The 16726-nt window shown below is 67.6% G+C and carries 13 protein-coding genes and 1 riboswitch; of the genes, 8 read left to right on the top strand and 5 right to left on the bottom strand.

The window, feature by feature from the left end; translation table 11 throughout:
* The first annotated feature begins 25 nt into the window (after positions 1–25).
* The 5 genes from OCT48_RS16570 to OCT48_RS16550 all read left to right on the top strand — a co-directional run bounded on the left by OCT48_RS16570 (position 26) and on the right by OCT48_RS16550 (position 6104).
* Positions 26–1615, top strand: a complete 1590-nt coding sequence (locus OCT48_RS16570) for a glycerol-3-phosphate dehydrogenase (RefSeq protein WP_263590235.1) — start codon at positions 26–28, stop codon at positions 1613–1615.
* Positions 1616–1671: 56 nt separating this feature from the next.
* Entirely contained in the window at positions 1672–2325 is a 654-nt protein-coding gene (locus OCT48_RS16565; RefSeq protein ID WP_263590234.1) for a DUF2291 family protein, read from the top strand.
* A gap of 33 nt (positions 2326–2358) precedes the next feature.
* Positions 2359–3900, top strand: coding sequence for a sugar ABC transporter ATP-binding protein (locus tag OCT48_RS16560; RefSeq protein ID WP_263590233.1), 1542 nt, complete (start codon positions 2359–2361; stop codon positions 3898–3900).
* Positions 3901–3926: 26 nt separating this feature from the next.
* A complete protein-coding gene (locus OCT48_RS16555; RefSeq protein ID WP_263590232.1) occupies positions 3927–5072 on the top strand; it encodes an ABC transporter permease in 1146 nt (381 codons plus the stop codon).
* Between the two features lie 72 nt (positions 5073–5144).
* Positions 5145–6104 carry a D-ribose ABC transporter substrate-binding protein gene (locus OCT48_RS16550; protein WP_263590231.1) on the top strand — a complete coding sequence of 320 codons (960 nt, stop codon included), beginning with the start codon at positions 5145–5147 and terminating at the stop codon, positions 6102–6104.
* A gap of 193 nt (positions 6105–6297) precedes the next feature.
* On the opposite strand, the gene OCT48_RS16545 is transcribed toward OCT48_RS16550, so the two are convergent.
* From OCT48_RS16545 to tal, 3 genes are all read right to left on the bottom strand, one after another.
* Entirely contained in the window at positions 6298–6777 is a 480-nt protein-coding gene (locus OCT48_RS16545; protein ID WP_263590230.1) for a 6,7-dimethyl-8-ribityllumazine synthase, read from the bottom strand.
* Between the two features lie 75 nt (positions 6778–6852).
* Positions 6853–7030, bottom strand: a riboswitch (FMN riboswitch).
* Between the two features lie 126 nt (positions 7031–7156).
* Positions 7157–9184, bottom strand: a complete 2028-nt coding sequence (gene tkt, locus OCT48_RS16540) for a transketolase (protein ID WP_263590229.1) — start codon at positions 9182–9184, stop codon at positions 7157–7159.
* Positions 9185–9200: 16 nt separating this feature from the next.
* Positions 9201–10160, bottom strand: coding sequence for a transaldolase (gene tal, locus OCT48_RS16535; protein WP_263590228.1), 960 nt, complete (start codon positions 10158–10160; stop codon positions 9201–9203).
* Between the two features lie 342 nt (positions 10161–10502).
* Between tal and rpiB the strand changes: the two genes are divergently transcribed.
* The 3 genes from rpiB (at position 10503) to OCT48_RS16520 (ending at position 13611) form a co-directional block, all read left to right on the top strand.
* A complete protein-coding gene (gene rpiB, locus OCT48_RS16530; protein WP_263590227.1) occupies positions 10503–10973 on the top strand; it encodes a ribose 5-phosphate isomerase B in 471 nt (156 codons plus the stop codon).
* Positions 10974–11176: 203 nt separating this feature from the next.
* Positions 11177–12478 carry an RbtT/DalT/CsbX family MFS transporter gene (locus OCT48_RS16525; protein WP_263590226.1) on the top strand — a complete coding sequence of 434 codons (1302 nt, stop codon included), beginning with the start codon at positions 11177–11179 and terminating at the stop codon, positions 12476–12478.
* 155 nt (positions 12479–12633) lie between these two features.
* Complete coding sequence (locus tag OCT48_RS16520) at positions 12634–13611, top strand: sugar-binding transcriptional regulator (RefSeq protein ID WP_263590225.1); 978 nt, start codon at positions 12634–12636, stop codon at positions 13609–13611.
* Between the two features lie 199 nt (positions 13612–13810).
* On the opposite strand, the gene ugpC is transcribed toward OCT48_RS16520, so the two are convergent.
* Together ugpC and OCT48_RS16510 are read right to left on the bottom strand one after the other, a co-directional pair.
* A complete protein-coding gene (gene ugpC / locus OCT48_RS16515; RefSeq protein WP_263590224.1) occupies positions 13811–14926 on the bottom strand; it encodes a sn-glycerol-3-phosphate ABC transporter ATP-binding protein UgpC in 1116 nt (371 codons plus the stop codon).
* Complete coding sequence (locus tag OCT48_RS16510; RefSeq protein ID WP_263590223.1) at positions 14914–16599, bottom strand: alpha-amylase family glycosyl hydrolase; 1686 nt, start codon at positions 16597–16599, stop codon at positions 14914–14916. Before OCT48_RS16510 ends, ugpC begins: the two co-directional genes overlap by 13 nt.
* Between the last annotated feature and the right edge of the window lie 127 nt (positions 16600–16726).

Below are 16726 nucleotides of genomic sequence, written 5' to 3'. Positions count from 1 at the left end.
CATTCCCCGACAGGAGATAACAACCATGCTCGATTCATCCGCCCAGCCTCGGACCCGCGACCGCCGGCCGCTCTACGACCTGCTGATCATCGGAGCCGGCATCAACGGCGCGGGCTTCGCCCGGGACGCCGCCGGCCGCGGCCTGTCCGTCGCCCTGTGCGAGAAGGACGACCTGGCCCAGGGCACGTCGTCGCGCAGCGGCAAGCTGATCCACGGCGGCCTGCGCTACCTGGAATACTACGAATTCCGCCTGGTGCGCGAGGCCCTCAAGGAGCGCAGCGTCATGCTCAAGAAGGCGCCGCACATCATCTGGCCGATGCGCTTCGTGCTGCCCCACAGCCCCGAGCAGCGTCCGGCCTGGCTGGTCCGCGCTGGCCTCTTCCTCTACGACCACCTGGGCGGCAAGGACGACCTGCTGCCCGGCAGCCGCGGCCTCGACCTGCGTCGCTGCCCGGAGGGTGAGGCGATCAAGGACGACTATCCCAAGGGCTTCGAATATGCCGACTGCTGGGTGGACGATGCCCGCCTGGTGGTCCTCAACGCGCTCGACGCCGCGCGCCTCGGGGCCAGGGTCTACACCCGCACCGCCTGCACCAGGGCGACCCGACTGGCCGACCACTGGGAGGTCGAACTCACCGATACCCACAGCGGCGAGGTCACCCCCCTCTCCGCCAGGGCGGTGATCAATGCCGCCGGCCCCTGGGTGGACAAGGTGCTCAAGGGCGCCTTCGACCAGGGCGGCAAGGACCGGGTCAAGCTGGTCAAGGGCAGTCACATCGTGCTGCCCAAGCGCTACGCCACCGCCAACTCCTACCTGCTGCAGAACGACGACAAGCGGGTGATCTTCGTCAATCCCTACGAGGGCGACAAGCTGCTGGTGGGCACCACCGACGTCGTCTACGAGGGCGATCCGGACCGGGTGTCCATCGACGAGCAGGAGATCGACTACCTGCTGGGTGTGGTCAATCGCTACTTCGAGACGCCCTATACCCGGGACGACATCCTGACCAGCTTCTCCGGGATCCGGCCCCTTTTCGATGATTCCCAGGACAATCCCTCGGCGGTGACCCGCGACTACGTCTTCGACGTCTCCGACGCCGGTGGCAAGGCGCCGCTGCTGTCGGTGTTCGGCGGCAAGATCACCACTTACCGCAAGCTCGCCGAGCATGGCCTGGACAAGCTCGCGCCCTACCTTCCGGCGATGGGCAGGACCTGGAACGAGACCGCGCCGCTGCCCGGCGGCGACATGCCGGGTGCCGACTTCGAGGCCTTCCTCGAGGGCCTACAGCGCGATTACCCCTGGCTCGAGGAAACCACCGCCACTCGCTACGCCCGCCTCTACGGCACCATCGCCCGGCGGATCCTCGGCGAGGCCAGGGGCTACGCGGACCTGGGCGAGCGCCTGGGGGCCGACCTCTACGCCGCCGAGGCGCGCTATCTGGTCGATCACGAATGGGCGCGCAGCGCCGAGGACATTCTCGAGCGACGCACCAAGCTCTATCTGGTCATGAGCGAGTCGGAGACCGAGCGGGTCGCGGCCTGGGTGAGCCGGCAGATCGGTGCGCCCGAGGGTGCGAGGGCCGCAGCCGGGGTCGACAGCGTCGCCGCCTCCTGAGCCCGACTTGACGCTCACGCCAGTACCGAGATTCCAACAACAAGAGGTCTTTCACCATGAGTGCGTCAACCAATGCCATATCGCTGCCGCGTCCCGGGAAGGGGCGAGGTCTCGCCGCGGCCATCGGCGTCGCGGTCGTCCTGCTGGGCGCCATGGCCCTGGACACCACGGTCGTGACCATCGGCTCCCAGGCGGAGGTCGTCGATGATGGCTTCTCGGCCGAACGTTTCGGGGCGGAGCACTTTCCCGAAGTGCAAGCCAGCGTCGAGGAGCGTGCCGTCGAGGCCTCTGAACTGGCCGCCGCCATCGCCGAGGACAAGGCGGCCGGCGAGCGGTTTGGAGTGGCGGCCGGTATCGGCCCGGTGGTCCCCGTGCGCTTCTCCGGCGTGGTCGGAGAGGGCAAGGCCGGCATCTACACGGTCGATGTCGCCGGCGTTCCCGACGACCTGACGATCCGGGTCCAGACCGGGCCGGCGATCAACGGCACCGACCTGCGGGATGCCACCGGCACCATCAAGTTTGGCCAGTTCACCAACCAGATCGAGTACCAGAACGCCGGCGCGGCGATCAACGACGCGATGAAGGCGCAGGTGCTGGCGAGTCTCGATACCGGAGCGCTGACCGGCCGGACCATCGCGGTCACCGGTGTCTTCAAGCTGATCAACCCGCGCAACTGGCTGGTGACGCCGGTCAGCCTGAGCGTCCAGTGAGCCCGATTTCCCTGAATGACGGATGAGCATGCCATGAACCCGATACTTCAAGAACAAGACGGCACCGACGAGGTCATCCTCTCGGCACGCCATATCGCCAAGTCCTTCGGCAACGTCCATGCCCTGAAATCGGTGAACTTCGATATCCACCGCGGCCAGGTCACGACCCTGTTCGGCGAGAACGGGGCCGGCAAGTCGACGCTGATGAAGATCCTCTCGGGGGTGTTGCAGCCGACCTCCGGCGAGATCCTCCTGGACGGTCGTCCGGTGAGCGTCGCCTCGACCACCGAGGCGCAGCGCCTGGGGATCTCGATCATCCACCAGGAGCTGAGCCTCGCGCCCAACCTCAGCGTGCGCGACAACATCTTCATGGGGCGCGAGCTGGGCGGGTCGACCGGCATCGACTACGCCGAGGAGGAGCGCCAGACGCGTCGGCTGATGGAGGAGCTGGACGAGCCCATCGACCCGCGCACGCCGGTGGAAGACCTACGCCTGGGGCAGCAGCAGATCGTCGAGATCGCCCGGGCGCTATCGGCGAACTCGCGCATCCTGATCATGGACGAGCCGACCTCGGCGCTCTCCGCCTCGGAGGTCGAGGTGCTGTTCCGGGTGATTCGCGACCTCAAGAGCCGTGGCGTCTCGATCGTCTACATCTCCCACCATCTCGAGGAAGCCCTCACGATTACCGACCATGCCGTCGTGCTGCGTGACGGCACCATGACGGCCTATGCCCCGAGCCGGGACATCGACCTGGAGTGGATCGTGAAGAACATGGTCGGCGAGGGTTTCGACCTCGGCTCGCCACCCAGCGGTTACGCCATGGGCGAGGTCGCCCTGTCGCTGCGAGAGGTATCCGTCCCGGACGCCAAGCTGCCCGATCGGTCGGCCGTCGACCGGCTGTCGCTGGACGTGCGGGCCGGCGAGATCGTCTGCATCTACGGCCTGATGGGCGCCGGGCGTACCGAACTGCTCGAGAGCGTCGCCGGCCGTCTTCCCCTGACGGGAGGCAGCGTCGTCCTCGAGGGCCGTGACGTCTCGCGCCTGAGCATCGCCGAGCGCATCGAGCAGGGCCTGGTGCTGGTGCCCGAGGACCGCCAGCGCGACGGGCTCGTGCAGACGATGTCGGTGGGCGAGAACCTGTCGCTGGCCAGTATCGGCGCCTTCACCCGCCGGCTGTTCACCTCGCATCGGGGGGAGCAGGCGGTCGTCGAGGAGTCCATCCGCAACGTGCATATCAAGACCGACGGCGGCAGGGCCGAGATCGGCTCGCTGTCGGGGGGCAACCAGCAGAAAGTCGTCATCGGCAAGATGCTGGCCACCCATCCCGACGTCGTGCTGCTCGACGAGCCCAGCCGCGGCATCGACATCGGCGCCAAGGCCGAGGTCTTCCGGCTGCTCAGCGAGGGCGCCCGGCAGGGCCTGGCCGTGGTCTTCACCACCTCCGAGGTCGGCGAATGCCTGAGCATCGCGCACCGGGTGGTGGTGATGAGCCGCGGCCGGATCGCCGCGGAGTTCGGTGCCGACGTCAGCAAGGCCGAGATCATGGCCGCCTCGGGCGAGGCCGTGGCCGCCTGAGCCAACAACCAGCGGAGTACACAACAATGACCCATGCCAGCCAAGCTCAACGCGACACCCAGCCGAATGCCGGCAGTGGCGGCTTCGACCTGGGGCGCCTGCTGCTCGAGGGCAGGGCGTTCTTCGCCCTGATCGCGATCATCCTCATCTTCTCGATCCTGTCGCCGGTCTACTTCTCGGCGAACAACTTCCTGACCATGTCGTCGCATGTGGCGATATTCGGCCTGCTGTCCACCGGCATGCTGCTGGTGATCCTCACCGGCGGCATCGATCTGTCGGTGGGCTCCACGCTGGGGTTCGCGGGCGTCTTCGCCGGCTTCCTGATGCAGGGGGTGTCGTTCGAGGCCTTCGGCGTCGTGGTCTATCCCCCGGTGTGGGCGGTCGTCGTCCTGACCTGCGCGCTGGGTGCCCTGGTCGGCGCCATCAACGGCGTGCTCATCGCCTACTTCAAGGTGCCGGCCTTCGTCGCCACCCTGGGCATGCTCTACGTCGCCCGCGGCGTCGCCTTGTTGATGACCGATGGCCTCACCTACAACAACCTCGGCGGCAGCCCGGAACTCGGCAATACCGGCTTCGACTGGCTGGGCTTCAATCGGCTGTTCGGCGTACCGGTCGGCGTGCTGATCCTGGCGGCCGTGGCCATCGCCGCCATGCTGGCGCTGTCGCGCACCCCCTTCGGTCGCTGGGTGTATTCCACCGGCGGCAACGCCCGGGCGGCGGAGCTGTCCGGGGTGCCGGTCAAGCGCGTCCAGGTGTCGGTCTATGTGCTGTCGGGGATCTGCGCCGCCATCGCCGGCCTGGTGCTGTCGTCGCAGCTGACCTCGGCGGGGCCGACCGCGGGCACCACCTACGAGCTGACCGCCATCGCCGGCGTGGTCATCGGCGGGGCGGCGCTGACCGGTGGCCGCGGCAACGTGCGCGGCACCCTGCTCGGGGCCTTCGTGATCGGCTTTTTGTCCGACGGGCTGGTGATCATCGGCGTCTCGTCCTACTGGCAAACCGTGTTCACCGGGGCCGTCATCGTGCTCGCCGTGCTGCTCAACAGCATTCAATACAAGGGCCGCAAGACGCCGCGCCCGGCGGCGTCCGACGGTCAGGCGTCTCCCTCACAACGACAGGCGTCTCCCACGCAACAGCAACCGAGTTCCTCGCAACAGCGAGCCGTCGTCTGACGTACGGATATCGCTGTGAAACGCCCAGCCGATGCGTCGGCATTACAACCACAACAGTAAGGAAGGTCCAGCATGTTCAAGAACGCAAAGCGTCTGCTGATCACCGCCCTCGCCGTGAGCGCGCCGCTCTTCGCCGGCGCCGCCGTGGCCCAGGACAAGGGGCTCATCTCGATCATCGTCAACGACAACTCCAACCCCTACTGGTTCACCGAGGGCAAGATCGCCCGCGAGACCGCCGAGGAGTTGGGCTATGAGGCCAACGTGAGCTCCCACAAGGGCGACACCAACGCCGAGAGTCGACAGATCGATACCGCGATCACCAACCAGGCCGAGGCGATAATCCTCGACCCGGCCAACGCCGACGGCTCCATCGGCGCCGTACGCAAGGCCGTCGACGCCGGCATCCCGGTGTTCATCGTCAACGCCGAGATCAACCAGCAGGGCCTGGCCGAGGCACAACTGGTATCCAACAACGCCCAGGGGGCGGCCCTGGGGGCCCAGCAGTGGGTGCAGTACGTCGGTGACGGGGCGTCCTACGTCGAACTCAAGGGCGCGCCCTCCGACAACAACGCTGCGACCCGTTCGAATGGCTATCAGACCGTGCTCAGCCAGTACCCCTCCCTCGAGAAGGTCGGTTCGGATGTCGCCAACTGGGATCGCACCCAGGGCTACAACAAGATGCAGAGCATGCTGCAGGCCAATCCCGACATCCAGGGGGTGATCAGCGGCAACGACGAGATGGCCCTCGGGGCGATCGCGGCGCTCAAGGAGGCCGGCAAGCTCGACGACGTGGTGGTCGGTGGCTTCGATGGCTCGCCCGATGCCATCGATGCGGTCAAGGCCGGCGAGATGGCCTACACGGTCCTGCAGCCGGTGGCCATCTTCTCCGAGCAGGCGGTTCGCCTGGCGGACAGGTTCATCCGCACCGGTGAGACCGGTCTCGGCAGCGAGAAGAAGCTCTTCGACTGCATGCTGGTCACCTCGGACAACGTGGATCGCTACACCGCGCCTTTCGTACTCGCGCAGCAGTAGCCTGCCCCTGGAGGCGGCCATCCCCGCCTCCACGGTTCCTTCCCTCCGTGCCGCCGGGTCCGCCCGGCGGCGCTTGCGTGTTCAGGGGGCTCCTCCCCGTGATCTCGAATCTCGTCCCGACGATGCCAATGAAACGACACTGCCCGGCGCGGGCCGGGCAGTGTCGTGGGAGTTCAGATGGCGCGGCCGTGCGTCAGTCGGCCAGGCCACGGGCCTGGCGGAGGTTTTCCAGCGTCATGGCGCAGGCCTCGGCCGCCTCGCGTCCCTTGGTCACGAAGTGCTCGTGGAAGAACGCCGTGTGGGTGGCGTGCTCGTGGAAATGGTGTGGGGTGAGCACCACCGACAGCACCGGCACCTCGGTGTCGAGCTGGACCCGCATCAGGCCGTCGATCACCGCCTGGGCGACGAAGTCGTGGCGATAGATGCCGCCATCGACCACGAAGCCGGCGGCGACGATGGCGTCATAGCGGCCGCTGTTGGCCAGCAGCTTGGCCTGCAGGGGGATCTCGTAGGCGCCGGCGACGCTGAAGGCCTCGATCCGATCGGCGTCGATGCCGTGCTTCTCGGCGAGGGTGGTGGTGAACGCCTCGCGGGCCTGGCCGACGATATCGCTGTGCCAGCTGGCCTGGATGAAGGCGATGCGGGGGGCGTAACGGGAGGTGGGCTGATTCATGGTTTTCCTCGTTGATATCACCAGAATCAGGGCATGCGGGATCGACCGCCAGGCGCCATCGGCACCCGTCGCTCGAGCCGTTCTCTTCCATCCGGACTATCACCGTCGGCTTCGGAATCACACCGAATCTGCTGACCCCGGTCGTGACCGCGTCGGTGGGGAACCGCACGCCGGCCGTCCCGGGCGCTCGCGGGCTGAGGCGAAAGAGGCCATCACCGCCGGTGGGGACTTTCACCCCGCCCTGAGAACAATGACCGTGGCCAGGCGCCTGTGGTGCCTGGCCACGGTCGGCACATTGTATGCGGCGCCATCAGGCGCCGCCAGTCTCTTCGCCGTCGGCAGCGGGGCTCCGCCGCCGGCCGGATTCCCGATGTCGTTATCAGGCGGCTTGCCGGGTCAGCAGCCGCTCGGTCGCGACGATGACATTGTCGACGCCGAAACCGAAGTGCCGGAACAAGTCTTCTGCCTTGCCGGACTCGCCGAAGGAGCTTATTCCGATCACCTCGCCGTCCAGGCCCGCGTACTTGTACCAGAAGTCACGATGGCCGGCTTCGACGGCGACCCGCGCGGTGACCTCGGCCGGCAGCACCGACTGTCGGTAGGCGGCGTCCTGGGCGTCGAAGGTGTCGCAGGAGGGCATGGAGACCACCCGCACCGCCCGGCCCCGGGCCTCGAGTTCGGCGGCGGCGTCCATGGCCAGGCCCACCTCGGCACCGGTGGCGATGAGGATCGCCTCGGGGGTGCCCTGGCAGTCCTTGAGGACGTAGCCGCCGCGCTGGATATCGGCCAGCTGCCGCTTGTCCCGGGCCTGGTGCGCCAGGCCCTGGCGCGACAGCACCAGGGCGGTGGGGCCGGCCGAGCGCTGGAGCGCCACGTGCCAGGCGGCGGCGGTCTCCACCGCGTCGCAGGGCCGCCAGGTAGACAGGTTGGGCGTGGTGCGCAGGCTGGTCAGCTGTTCCACCGGCTGGTGGGTGGGGCCATCCTCGCCCAGGCCGATGGAGTCGTGGGTGAACACGTACGCCGCGCGCTGGCCCATCAGCGCCGCCATGCGCACGGCATTGCGCATGTACTCCATGAAGATCAGGAAGGTGGCGCCATAGGGAATGAAGCCGCCATGCAGTGCGATGCCGTTCATGATCGCGCCCATGCCGAACTCGCGGACCCCGTAGTGCAGGTAGTTGCCGTCCGGAGAGCCCTTAGCGGGGTTGTCTGAAGAGCCGGCGCTGATCGCCTGGGCGCCGTCCCAGAAGGTCAGGTTCGAGGGCGCCAGGTCGGCGCTGCCGCCGAGCAGCTCGGGAAGCTGCGGTCCGAGGGCATTGAGGCAGTTGAGTGACGCCTTGCGCGAGGCGACGGTCTCGCCGTTGGCTTGGGCCTGCTCGATCAGCGCCGCACTGGTCAGCTCGGCGGGCAGCTCGCCCTTGAGACGGCGTTCGAGTTCGCGGGCCTCGGCGGGGTAGGCCTCGGCGTAGCGGTCGAAGCGGGCGTTCCAGTCGGCCTCACGCGTGGCGCCGTGTTCGCGGGCATCCCAGTCCCGATAGATGGCCTCGGGGATATGGAAGGGGGCGTGCGGCCAGTTCAGACGCTCGCGGGCCGCGGCCACCTCGTCCTCGCCCAGCGCCGCGCCGTGGCATGACTCCTGGCCCTGCTTGTTGGGCGCGCCGAAGCCGATGATGGTGCGACAGACGATCAGGCTGGGCTTGTCGTCCTCGGCGCGGGCCTGCTCGATGGCGGCCTTGACCGCCGCGGGGTCGTGGCCGTCGACGCCGGGGATGACCTGCCAGCCGTAGGCCGCGAAGCGCCCCGCGGTGTCGTCGGTGAACCAGCCCTCGACCTCGCCGTCGATGGAGATGCCGTTGTCGTCGTAGAAGGCGATCAGCTTGCCGAGCTGCTGGGTACCGGCCAGTGAGCAGACCTCGTGGGAGATGCCTTCCATCAGGCAGCCGTCGCCGACGAAGCAGTAGGTGTAGTGATCGACGATCTCATGGCCAGGACGGTTGTACCGGGCGGCCAGGGTGCGCTCGGCGATGGCCATGCCCACGGCGTTGGCCAGGCCCTGGCCCAATGGGCCGGTGGTGGTCTCGACACCCGGCGTATAACCAAGCTCGGGATGGCCCGGAGTGCGCGAGTGCAACTGACGGAAGTGCTGCAGGTCCTCGAGGCCCAGGTCGTAGCCGGTCAGGTGCAGCAGCGAATAGAGCAGCATGGAGCCATGGCCATTGGACAGCACGAAGCGGTCGCGATCGGCCCAGTGGGGATTGGTCGGGTTGTGCTCGAGGTAGTCGTTCCACAGCACCTCGGCGATATCGGCCATGCCCATGGGGGCCCCGGGGTGGCCGGAGTTGGCCTTCTGGACGGCGTCCATGGACAGCGCACGGATGGCGTTGGCCCGTTCGAATCGAGTGGTCATGACGGCATTCCTGTGGTCAGTGGGCGGCGAGACGCTCGGCGATCAGGCGCTCGAGATGTGCCTGATCCTCGGCGAAGCGGCGGATGCCCTCGGCCAGCTTGTCGTTGGCCATGGCGTCCTGGTTGTGGCCCCAGCGGAACGCAGGCTCGCCGAGCGGCGCCGGGCGCTGGCCACGGCCGTCTTGTATCTCGACCCCGCGCGCCACTTCCCCCTCGCTGGCAGACAGCTCCTCGAGCAGCGCCGGCGAGATGGTCAGCCGGGGGCAGCCGGCCAGCGCCAGCACCTGGCCGGTGTTGCGGAAGCTGGCCCCCATCACCACGGTGTCGAAGCCGCCCTGGCTGACCCGCTGGCAGACGCTCCGCACGAACTTCACGCCGGGGTCGGTCTCGGGGGTGAAGTCCTGGCCGGTCGCCTGCTTGTACCAGTCGGTGACCCGGCCGACGAAGGGCGAGACAAGAAAGACACCGGCATCGAAGCAGGCCTGGGCCTGGGCCTCGCTGAACAGCAGGGTCAGGTTGCAGTTGATGCCCTCCTTCTCCAGCACCTCGGCGGCGCGGATGCCCTCCCAGGTGGAGGCCAGCTTGATCAGCACGCGATCCCGCGACACGCCGCGCCGCTCATACAGCTCGATCAGCTCGTGGGCCTTGCGGATGCTGGCGGCCTCGTCGAAGGACAGCTTGGCGGCCACTTCGGTGGAGACTCGGCCGGGCACCACCTGGGCGATCTCGCTGCCCATGGCCACGGCGAGGCGGTCCACGGCGTGTTCGGCCAGGGCCTCGCGGTCTCCGCCCCCGGCCTGGAGCGCCGCCAGCTCCTCGTCGATCAGCGGCTGGTAGTCGGGAAGTTCGAAGGCCTTGAGGATCAGCGAGGGATTGGTAGTGGCGTCCTGGGGCCGGTAACGCCGGATGGCGGTCAGGTCGCCGGTGTCGGCGACCACCAGGGAGAGCTGCTTGAGCGCGTCGAGTCGAGTCGACATGGGTACCTCCTGAGGCGTTGTCGTACGATGCTGTGGTTTTATTTGATCTAAATGTGTTCAAATGATTGGCCCGTTCAGGGGGTGTGTCAAGCTTGCATGGCGTTATCTCATACGACATTGGTCGCATGAATGGAGGGCGTGGCCTTCGGTGTTAATCTATATATTTTTGATTTAAAGCGATTAGTTTTGATTTCTCTCGTGTGTGGCGATGCCTGGCGGTGACCCTGTTCGTATGATCTCTTCCTTTACAAATGTTTGGTTGGTGTTATTTTGATTCCCAGGTCCTGGTCGGCGAGGCAAGTGGCCGGGTCATGATTTCTCATCCATAGAGAGGTAACCGCCATGTCCAGCAACGACACCCCCCTGCGGATCGCCATCGGTGGTGATGAGGCCGCCTTCCAGCTCAAGGAGGTGCTGATCGAGCATCTGGGATCGCTGGGATATGCCGTGGAAGACTTCGGCACCTACAATGCCGAACCGATCCTGTATCCCGATGTGGCGGTCACGGTGGCCCAGGCGATCAGCGAGGGGCGCTTCGACCGCGGCATCCTGGTGTGCGGCACCGGCATCGGCGTGGCGATCGCCGCCAACAAGGTGCCGGGCATTCGCGCCGCCCAGGCTCACGACACCTATTCCGCCGCCAAGGCCAGAACCAGCAACGATGCCCAGATCGTCACCCTGGGCGCGCGCGTGGTGGGGCCGGAACTGGCCAAGAGCATTGTCGAGGCCTTCCTGGCCAACGACTTCCCCGGTGGCCCCTCGACCGCCAAGCTGGCACGCATCCGCGAGTACGAGAGCCGCCCCCGTCTGTGACTTTGGGAGGGGGCCACGACCGTCCAATTGCCTCCCCCCGGGTCGATATGACAAAAGCGTGATGGGCGCAGTGAGCAACAGGAGCCGCCAGCCACCATCCCGGCGCCCATGATCCAGCCAACAAGAGCCAAAGACCCGGCATGTCCCGCGCTACGACGCCGTCGCCACGACCCGAGGGCATGCCTGGCCGCGAGGAAAACAACATGAGTAGCACGGCCATCGAGTATGTCGCGCGGGAGTCCGTCTTCGACCGGATCGGCATCCCGCATGTCCTGCGCTGGGGGTTCCTGGGCGTTCTGATGTTCATGACCGGCAACGGCGTGGAGTCGAACTTCATCGCGCCGCACATGCAGCAGGGGCTCGGCGCCACGGGGGCCGGCCTGGTGCCCACCATCATCACCATGTACGGCGTGGCGGTGATCATCGCCTCCTATCTCTCCGGGACGCTGTCGGACCTGTTCGGCCCCCGGCGCGTGATGTTGTTGGGCTTTTTGGTGTGGATCGCCTTCGAGCTGCTGTTCCTGGTCGCGCTCAACGTCGAGTCGCTGGCGATGGTGTTCATCGCCTACTTCTTCCGCGGGTTCGGCTTCCCGCTGTTCGCCTTCGGCTTCCTGGTGTGGGTCAACGCCATCGTGCCGCGCCAGCGCAATGGTGCCGCGGTGGGCTGGTTCTACGTGATGTTCACCGGCGGCCTGCCGACGCTGGGCACCCTGTTCGCCTACTTCTCGATCCCCGCCTTCGGCGATGGCTTCCTCGGCGAGCGCAGCACCTTGTGGGCCTCGATGGTACTGGTGACCCTGGGCTTCCTGCTGGTATGGCTGGGGGTGCGTGAGCCCACCGGGCGTCGCCGCCTGGCGCCGGCGCACGAGAGCGCGGGTCAGGTGATGGCCAGCGGCCTGAGCCTGACCGCGCGCAATCCGCGTGTGCTCATGGGCTTCCTGGTGCGGCTGATCAATACCGCGCCGGTATTCGGCATGTTCATCATCATGCCGGCGGTCATCGCCGATGAGCTCGGCTGGGGGCAGTCGCGCTGGCTGATGATGACGGTGATCGTCTACGCCGGGAACATCCTGTTCAATGCCGCCTTCGGTGCGCTGGGCGACAAGTGGGGCTGGCAGCGCACGGTACGCTGGTTCGGCGTGATCGGCTCGGCGCTGGGGCTGCTGGCGTGGTGGTACGTGCCGCACCTGGTGCCGGCGGGCTCCGAGTGGGGCTACTACCTGTCGGTGGCGGCGGGCACGATCTTCGGCATCCTGCTGGCCGGGTTCGTGCCCATGGGCGCGATCATGCCGGCGCTGGTGCCCGAGCACAAGGGTGCGGCCATGGCCATGTACACCACCGCCGCCGGCGGGGCCGCCTTTCTCGGCGCCGCCGTGGTGGCCCTGGTGCAGCCCTGGGGCGGCAATGCGGGCGTGGTATGGGTCTTCGTGGCACTCTACGGTGCGGCTTTCGTGATGCTGTCCTGGCTGCGCGTGTCGCAGGACGGTGAGGCGGCAGTGGCCTGATGCCGTCATCGGTGTGGCGCAGCGTCGGCATGGTGGGTCCCCTGCGCCACGCCGTGGCCCGCCGTCATGCGCGGCGGGGCTCGGGGCAGGCGGTGGTCGATATGCTATCGTATGCCGCCCTCCACCACGATATTCGACCACCAGGGACGCGCGGGATGAACGATCGCCAGGACAACGCCGACATCGATCTGATGACCGAGATCGCCACCCTCTACTATGTGGAGGGTGAGACGCAGGAGGTCATCGCCAATCGCCTGGGTATCTCGCGGGTGCGGGTCGGCCGCCTGCTCAAGCGCGCGCAGGCGGAGGGCGTCGTCGATGTGCGCGTGCGCCAGCATCCCGCCGTGAGCGCCGAGATCGAGCAGGAACTCAAGCGCCGCTTCGGCCTCAAGCGGGCGCTGATCGCCCTGGACAACGGCGATGTCGATGTCCAGCGTGCCTCGGTGGCCAGCCTGGTCGCCGACCATCTGTCACGCCGCCTGGAGGACGGCAGCATCGTGGCGGTGGGCATGGGGCGCAACGTCGGAGCGGTGGCCGACAACGCCTTCGATCACGGCGAGCGCCACTGCTCCTTCGTCTGTGCCATCGGCGGCTCGCTGCGGGCCGGCGAGTACATGAACCCGGATCACATCTGCCGGCGACTGGCGCTGAAATACGGCGGCGACAGCGAGACCCTCTATGCCCCCGCCCTGGTGCAGAACGCCGAGTTGCGTGACGCCCTCTACGACAATCCCACCGTACGCCAGACCCTGGACCGGGCCCGGCGCGCCGACGTCGCGCTGATCGGCGTCGGCGACGTCAGCGAGGACAGCAACATGGTGCGCATGGGGTGGTTTTCGCCCCAGGAGATCGCCGAGGCCCGCTTGTCCGGTACCGTGGGCGACATGATGGGCTATGACTTCATCGATATTCATGGCCAGCCGTCGACTACCCCCATGCAGGGGCGCGTCGTCGGCCTGACCATCGGTGACCTGGCGCGTATTCCCGATGTCATCGCCATCGCCAGCGAGAACACCAAGGCGGTGGGCATCCTCGGGGCGCTGCGCACCGGGGTGATCGACACCCTGGCCACCAGCGCCACCAACGCCCACACCATCATTCGCCTCGACGAGGCGACGGCCTCGGAGGGTTGAACCTCATATGGCTCGATCGTCGTACAGCGCCACGCCGCTCAGACGCGACACCTCCCCCAGGTAGTCGCGCAGTTTTGCCGGCATCTACCAAGGGCAGGTTGCGCAGGGCGGGGAAGCGCATGACGTCGTCCCCGCCCAGCAACGACGACGCCCCGGGCGCAAGGCGCACCGGGGCGGGGCGGACAGGGAAGCCTGTCGTTCAGTGGGTGATGCCGGGGATCTCCACCTGTCGCGGGCAGGCCGTCCCGTCCGACGCGAAGAGGTGGCAGTGGTCGCCGGCCAGGCCCAGCACGACGGCCTGATGCTCCTCGAGGTGGGCCAGGCCATCGAGGCGCTGGGTGATCGTGCCCTCGACGCCCTCGACCTGCAGGTGGGCCAGCGTCTCGTAGCCGAGCTTCTCGGCCACCATCAGCCTGGCCGTCATCCGGGCCTCGCCCTGGTCGGGGAGGACGAAGTCTTCGGCGCGAATCCCCAGGGTGGCCGTGTCGCCGGCCTTGAGGCCGCGACCGTCTACCGCCACGGCCAGGGTCTCGCCGGAGGGCAGACGCACGCCGGTGCGCCGCGGGCCCGGGTCGACCACCGTCACCGGCAGGGTATTGATGCGCGGCGAGCCGATGAACTCGGCCACTTCGAGGGACTTCGGGAAGTGGTAGAGCGACAGCGGTGCGCCGACCTGGGCGATGCGTCCGCCGGACAGCAGCACGATGCGGTCGGCGAGTGTCATGGCCTCGACCTGGTCGTGGGTCACGTAGATCATGGTGGCGCCGAGGCGCTTGTGCAGCTCGGCGATCTGCACCCGCATCTCGACCCGCAGCGAGGCATCGAGGTTGGACAGCGGCTCGTCGAACAGGAACACCGCGGGTTCCTTGACCAGGGTCCGGCCGATCGCCACCCGCTGGCGCTGGCCGCCGGAGAGATCCTTGGGCTTGCGTTCGAGCAGCTCGGTCAGCTGCAGGATCCCGGCGGCGTGCTGGACGCGACGCTGGATCTCGGCCTTGTCGGTGCGCGCCAGCTTGAGACCGAAGGCCATGTTCTCGGCCACCGTCATGTGCGGATAGAGGGCATAGGACTGGAAGACCATGCCGATGTCGCGTTCCTGGGGCGGGATCTCGTTGATCCGCTCGCCGTTGAGGCACATCTCGCCACGGCTGATGTCCTCGAGGCCGGCGACCATGCGCAGCAGGGTCGACTTGCCGCAGCCCGAGGGGCCGACGAAGACCACGAACTCGCCGTCGTTGATGGTCAGGTCGATATCCCGCGAGATCTCGACGCCGTCGTAGTCCTTGCCAATGCTTTCGAGTGTCAGACGTCCCATGAGGCTTCCTCCGAATCGGTGGGGCAGCGGGCGATGGCGATGCCGTAGGCCGGCAGGGTGAGAGTGCCGTCCCGCCAATGGCCGTTGACCAGCGCCGGCGCGTCATCGAGGGCGCGCGCGGCGCCTGGGGCCGGCAGCTCGCGGGGAGCGTCGGCGAAGTTCAGCGCCACCAGCAGCCGCTGGCCGGGGTCGCTGGACGGATGGCGACGCTCGAGGCACAGCACCCCGTCGCGCACCGGGTGGTAGCGGATCTCGCCCTTGACCAGGGCCGGCTGGGTGCGGCGGAAGGCCAGGAAGGCCCGATAGGCGTTGAGCAGCGAGTCCGGATCCCGGTCCTGCTGGTCCACGGCCAGGCCCAGGTGGTCATCGGGCACCGGCAGCCAGGGCGTGGCCCGGGAGAAGCCGCCGTGGAGCGCATCGGCCTTCCACGGCATCGGGGTGCGGCAGCCGTCGCGGCCCTGGTAGGCCGGCCAGAAGGTGATGCCGGCGGGGTCGACCAACTGCTCGAAGGCGAGCGTGGCCTCGGTCTGGCCCAGTTCCTCGCCCTGGTAGAGGCAGATGCTGCCGCGCTGGGTCAGCAGGAAGGCCATATAAAGCCGCAGTGCCGCGGCATTGTCCTCGGCCTGCCAGCGAGAGGCCAGGCGGGTCACGTCGTGGTTGCCCAGCGCCCAGCACGGCCAGCCATCCTCGATGCGCGACTCCATCTCGGTGAGGATGCCGCGCAGGTACTCGGGGTCATGGCGCTCACCGAGCAGGTCGAAGGAGTAGGCCATGTGCAGGCGCTCACCGCCCCGGGTGTACTCGGCCATCACCCCCAGGGAGTCATCATCGCCGACCTCGCCGACGCTGGTGGTGCCGGGGTATTCGTCGAGCAGGGCGCGTAGCCGCTCGAGGAAGACCAGGTTCTCCGGCTGGGTCTTGTCGTGGATATGGTGCTGGTAACCGTAGGGGTTGTCCGGGCGTACGCCGATAAAGCCCTCGGCGATCTCCTCGCGCGGCGGATTGTCCTTCAGCTCGCCATGGGTGCAGAAGTTGACCGCATCGAGGCGGAAGCCGTCGACGCCACGCTCCAGCCAGAAGCGCACCTCGCCGAGGATGGCCTGGACCACCGCGGGATGGCGGAAGTTGAGGTCCGGCTGCTCGACCAGGAAGTTGTGCAGGTAGTACTGGCAGCGGCGGGTGTCCCATTGCCAGGCGGAGCCGCCGAAGATCGCCTGCCAGTTGGTGGGCGGGGCGCCGTCGGGCTTGGGATCGGCCCACACGTACCAGTCGGCCTTGGGGTTGTCGCGGCTCGCCCGGCTTTCCTGGAACCAGGGGTGCTGGTCCGAGGTATGCGAGAGCACCTGGTCGATGGTGACCTTGAGGCCGCGGGCATGGGCGGCCTCCACCAGGCGGTCGAAGTCGGCCAGGGTGCCGAACATCGGGTCGACGCCGCGGTAGTCGCTGACGTCGTAGCCGAAGTCCTTCATCGGCGAGGTGAAGAAGGGCGACAGCCAGATGGCGTCGACATTGAGCGAGGCGATGTAGTCGAGCTTGTCGATCACACCCTGCAGGTCGCCGATGCCGTCGCCATTGGCATCCAGGAAGCTGCGCGGATAGATCTGGTAGATCACCGCGCCGCGCCACCAGTCGGCGCCCTGGCGGCCGAGGTATTGGGAAGTGTCTGTGGTCATGAGCCTTGTCCTCGTCGTCGGTCTCGATGTCGGGCTCGCTGGCGCGCCGTTCCGCGGGGCGCCAGCCGCACGGGACGGGGTGTCGCGCCATGGTGCCGGGAGTGCCGACCAGAGAGATCCTCCCGTC

It is taken from the genome of Halomonas sp. M4R1S46, assembly GCF_025725685.1.
In the GTDB taxonomy this organism is placed as follows: Bacteria; Pseudomonadota; Gammaproteobacteria; order Pseudomonadales; family Halomonadaceae; genus Halomonas.
This window is presented reverse-complemented; position numbering and strand designations above follow the sequence as displayed.

Excerpts from the sequence above, each read along its gene's own strand:
- OCT48_RS16570 (WP_263590235.1), top strand. The coding sequence starts at position 26 with ATGCTCGATTCATCCGCCCAGCCTCGGACCCGCGACCGCCGGCCGCTC.
- OCT48_RS16565 (WP_263590234.1), top strand. The coding sequence starts at position 1,672 with ATGAGTGCGTCAACCAATGCCATATCGCTGCCGCGTCCCGGGAAGGGG.
- OCT48_RS16560 (WP_263590233.1), top strand. The coding sequence starts at position 2,359 with ATGAACCCGATACTTCAAGAACAAGACGGCACCGACGAGGTCATCCTC.
- OCT48_RS16555 (WP_263590232.1), top strand. The coding sequence starts at position 3,927 with ATGACCCATGCCAGCCAAGCTCAACGCGACACCCAGCCGAATGCCGGC.
- OCT48_RS16550 (WP_263590231.1), top strand. The coding sequence starts at position 5,145 with ATGTTCAAGAACGCAAAGCGTCTGCTGATCACCGCCCTCGCCGTGAGC.
- OCT48_RS16545 (WP_263590230.1), bottom strand. The coding sequence starts at position 6,777 with ATGAATCAGCCCACCTCCCGTTACGCCCCCCGCATCGCCTTCATCCAG.
- tkt (WP_263590229.1), bottom strand. The coding sequence starts at position 9,184 with ATGACCACTCGATTCGAACGGGCCAACGCCATCCGTGCGCTGTCCATG.
- tal (WP_263590228.1), bottom strand. The coding sequence starts at position 10,160 with ATGTCGACTCGACTCGACGCGCTCAAGCAGCTCTCCCTGGTGGTCGCC.
- rpiB (WP_263590227.1), top strand. The coding sequence starts at position 10,503 with ATGTCCAGCAACGACACCCCCCTGCGGATCGCCATCGGTGGTGATGAG.
- OCT48_RS16525 (WP_263590226.1), top strand. The coding sequence starts at position 11,177 with ATGAGTAGCACGGCCATCGAGTATGTCGCGCGGGAGTCCGTCTTCGAC.
- OCT48_RS16520 (WP_263590225.1), top strand. The coding sequence starts at position 12,634 with ATGAACGATCGCCAGGACAACGCCGACATCGATCTGATGACCGAGATC.
- ugpC (WP_263590224.1), bottom strand. The coding sequence starts at position 14,926 with ATGGGACGTCTGACACTCGAAAGCATTGGCAAGGACTACGACGGCGTC.
- OCT48_RS16510 (WP_263590223.1), bottom strand. The coding sequence starts at position 16,599 with ATGACCACAGACACTTCCCAATACCTCGGCCGCCAGGGCGCCGACTGG.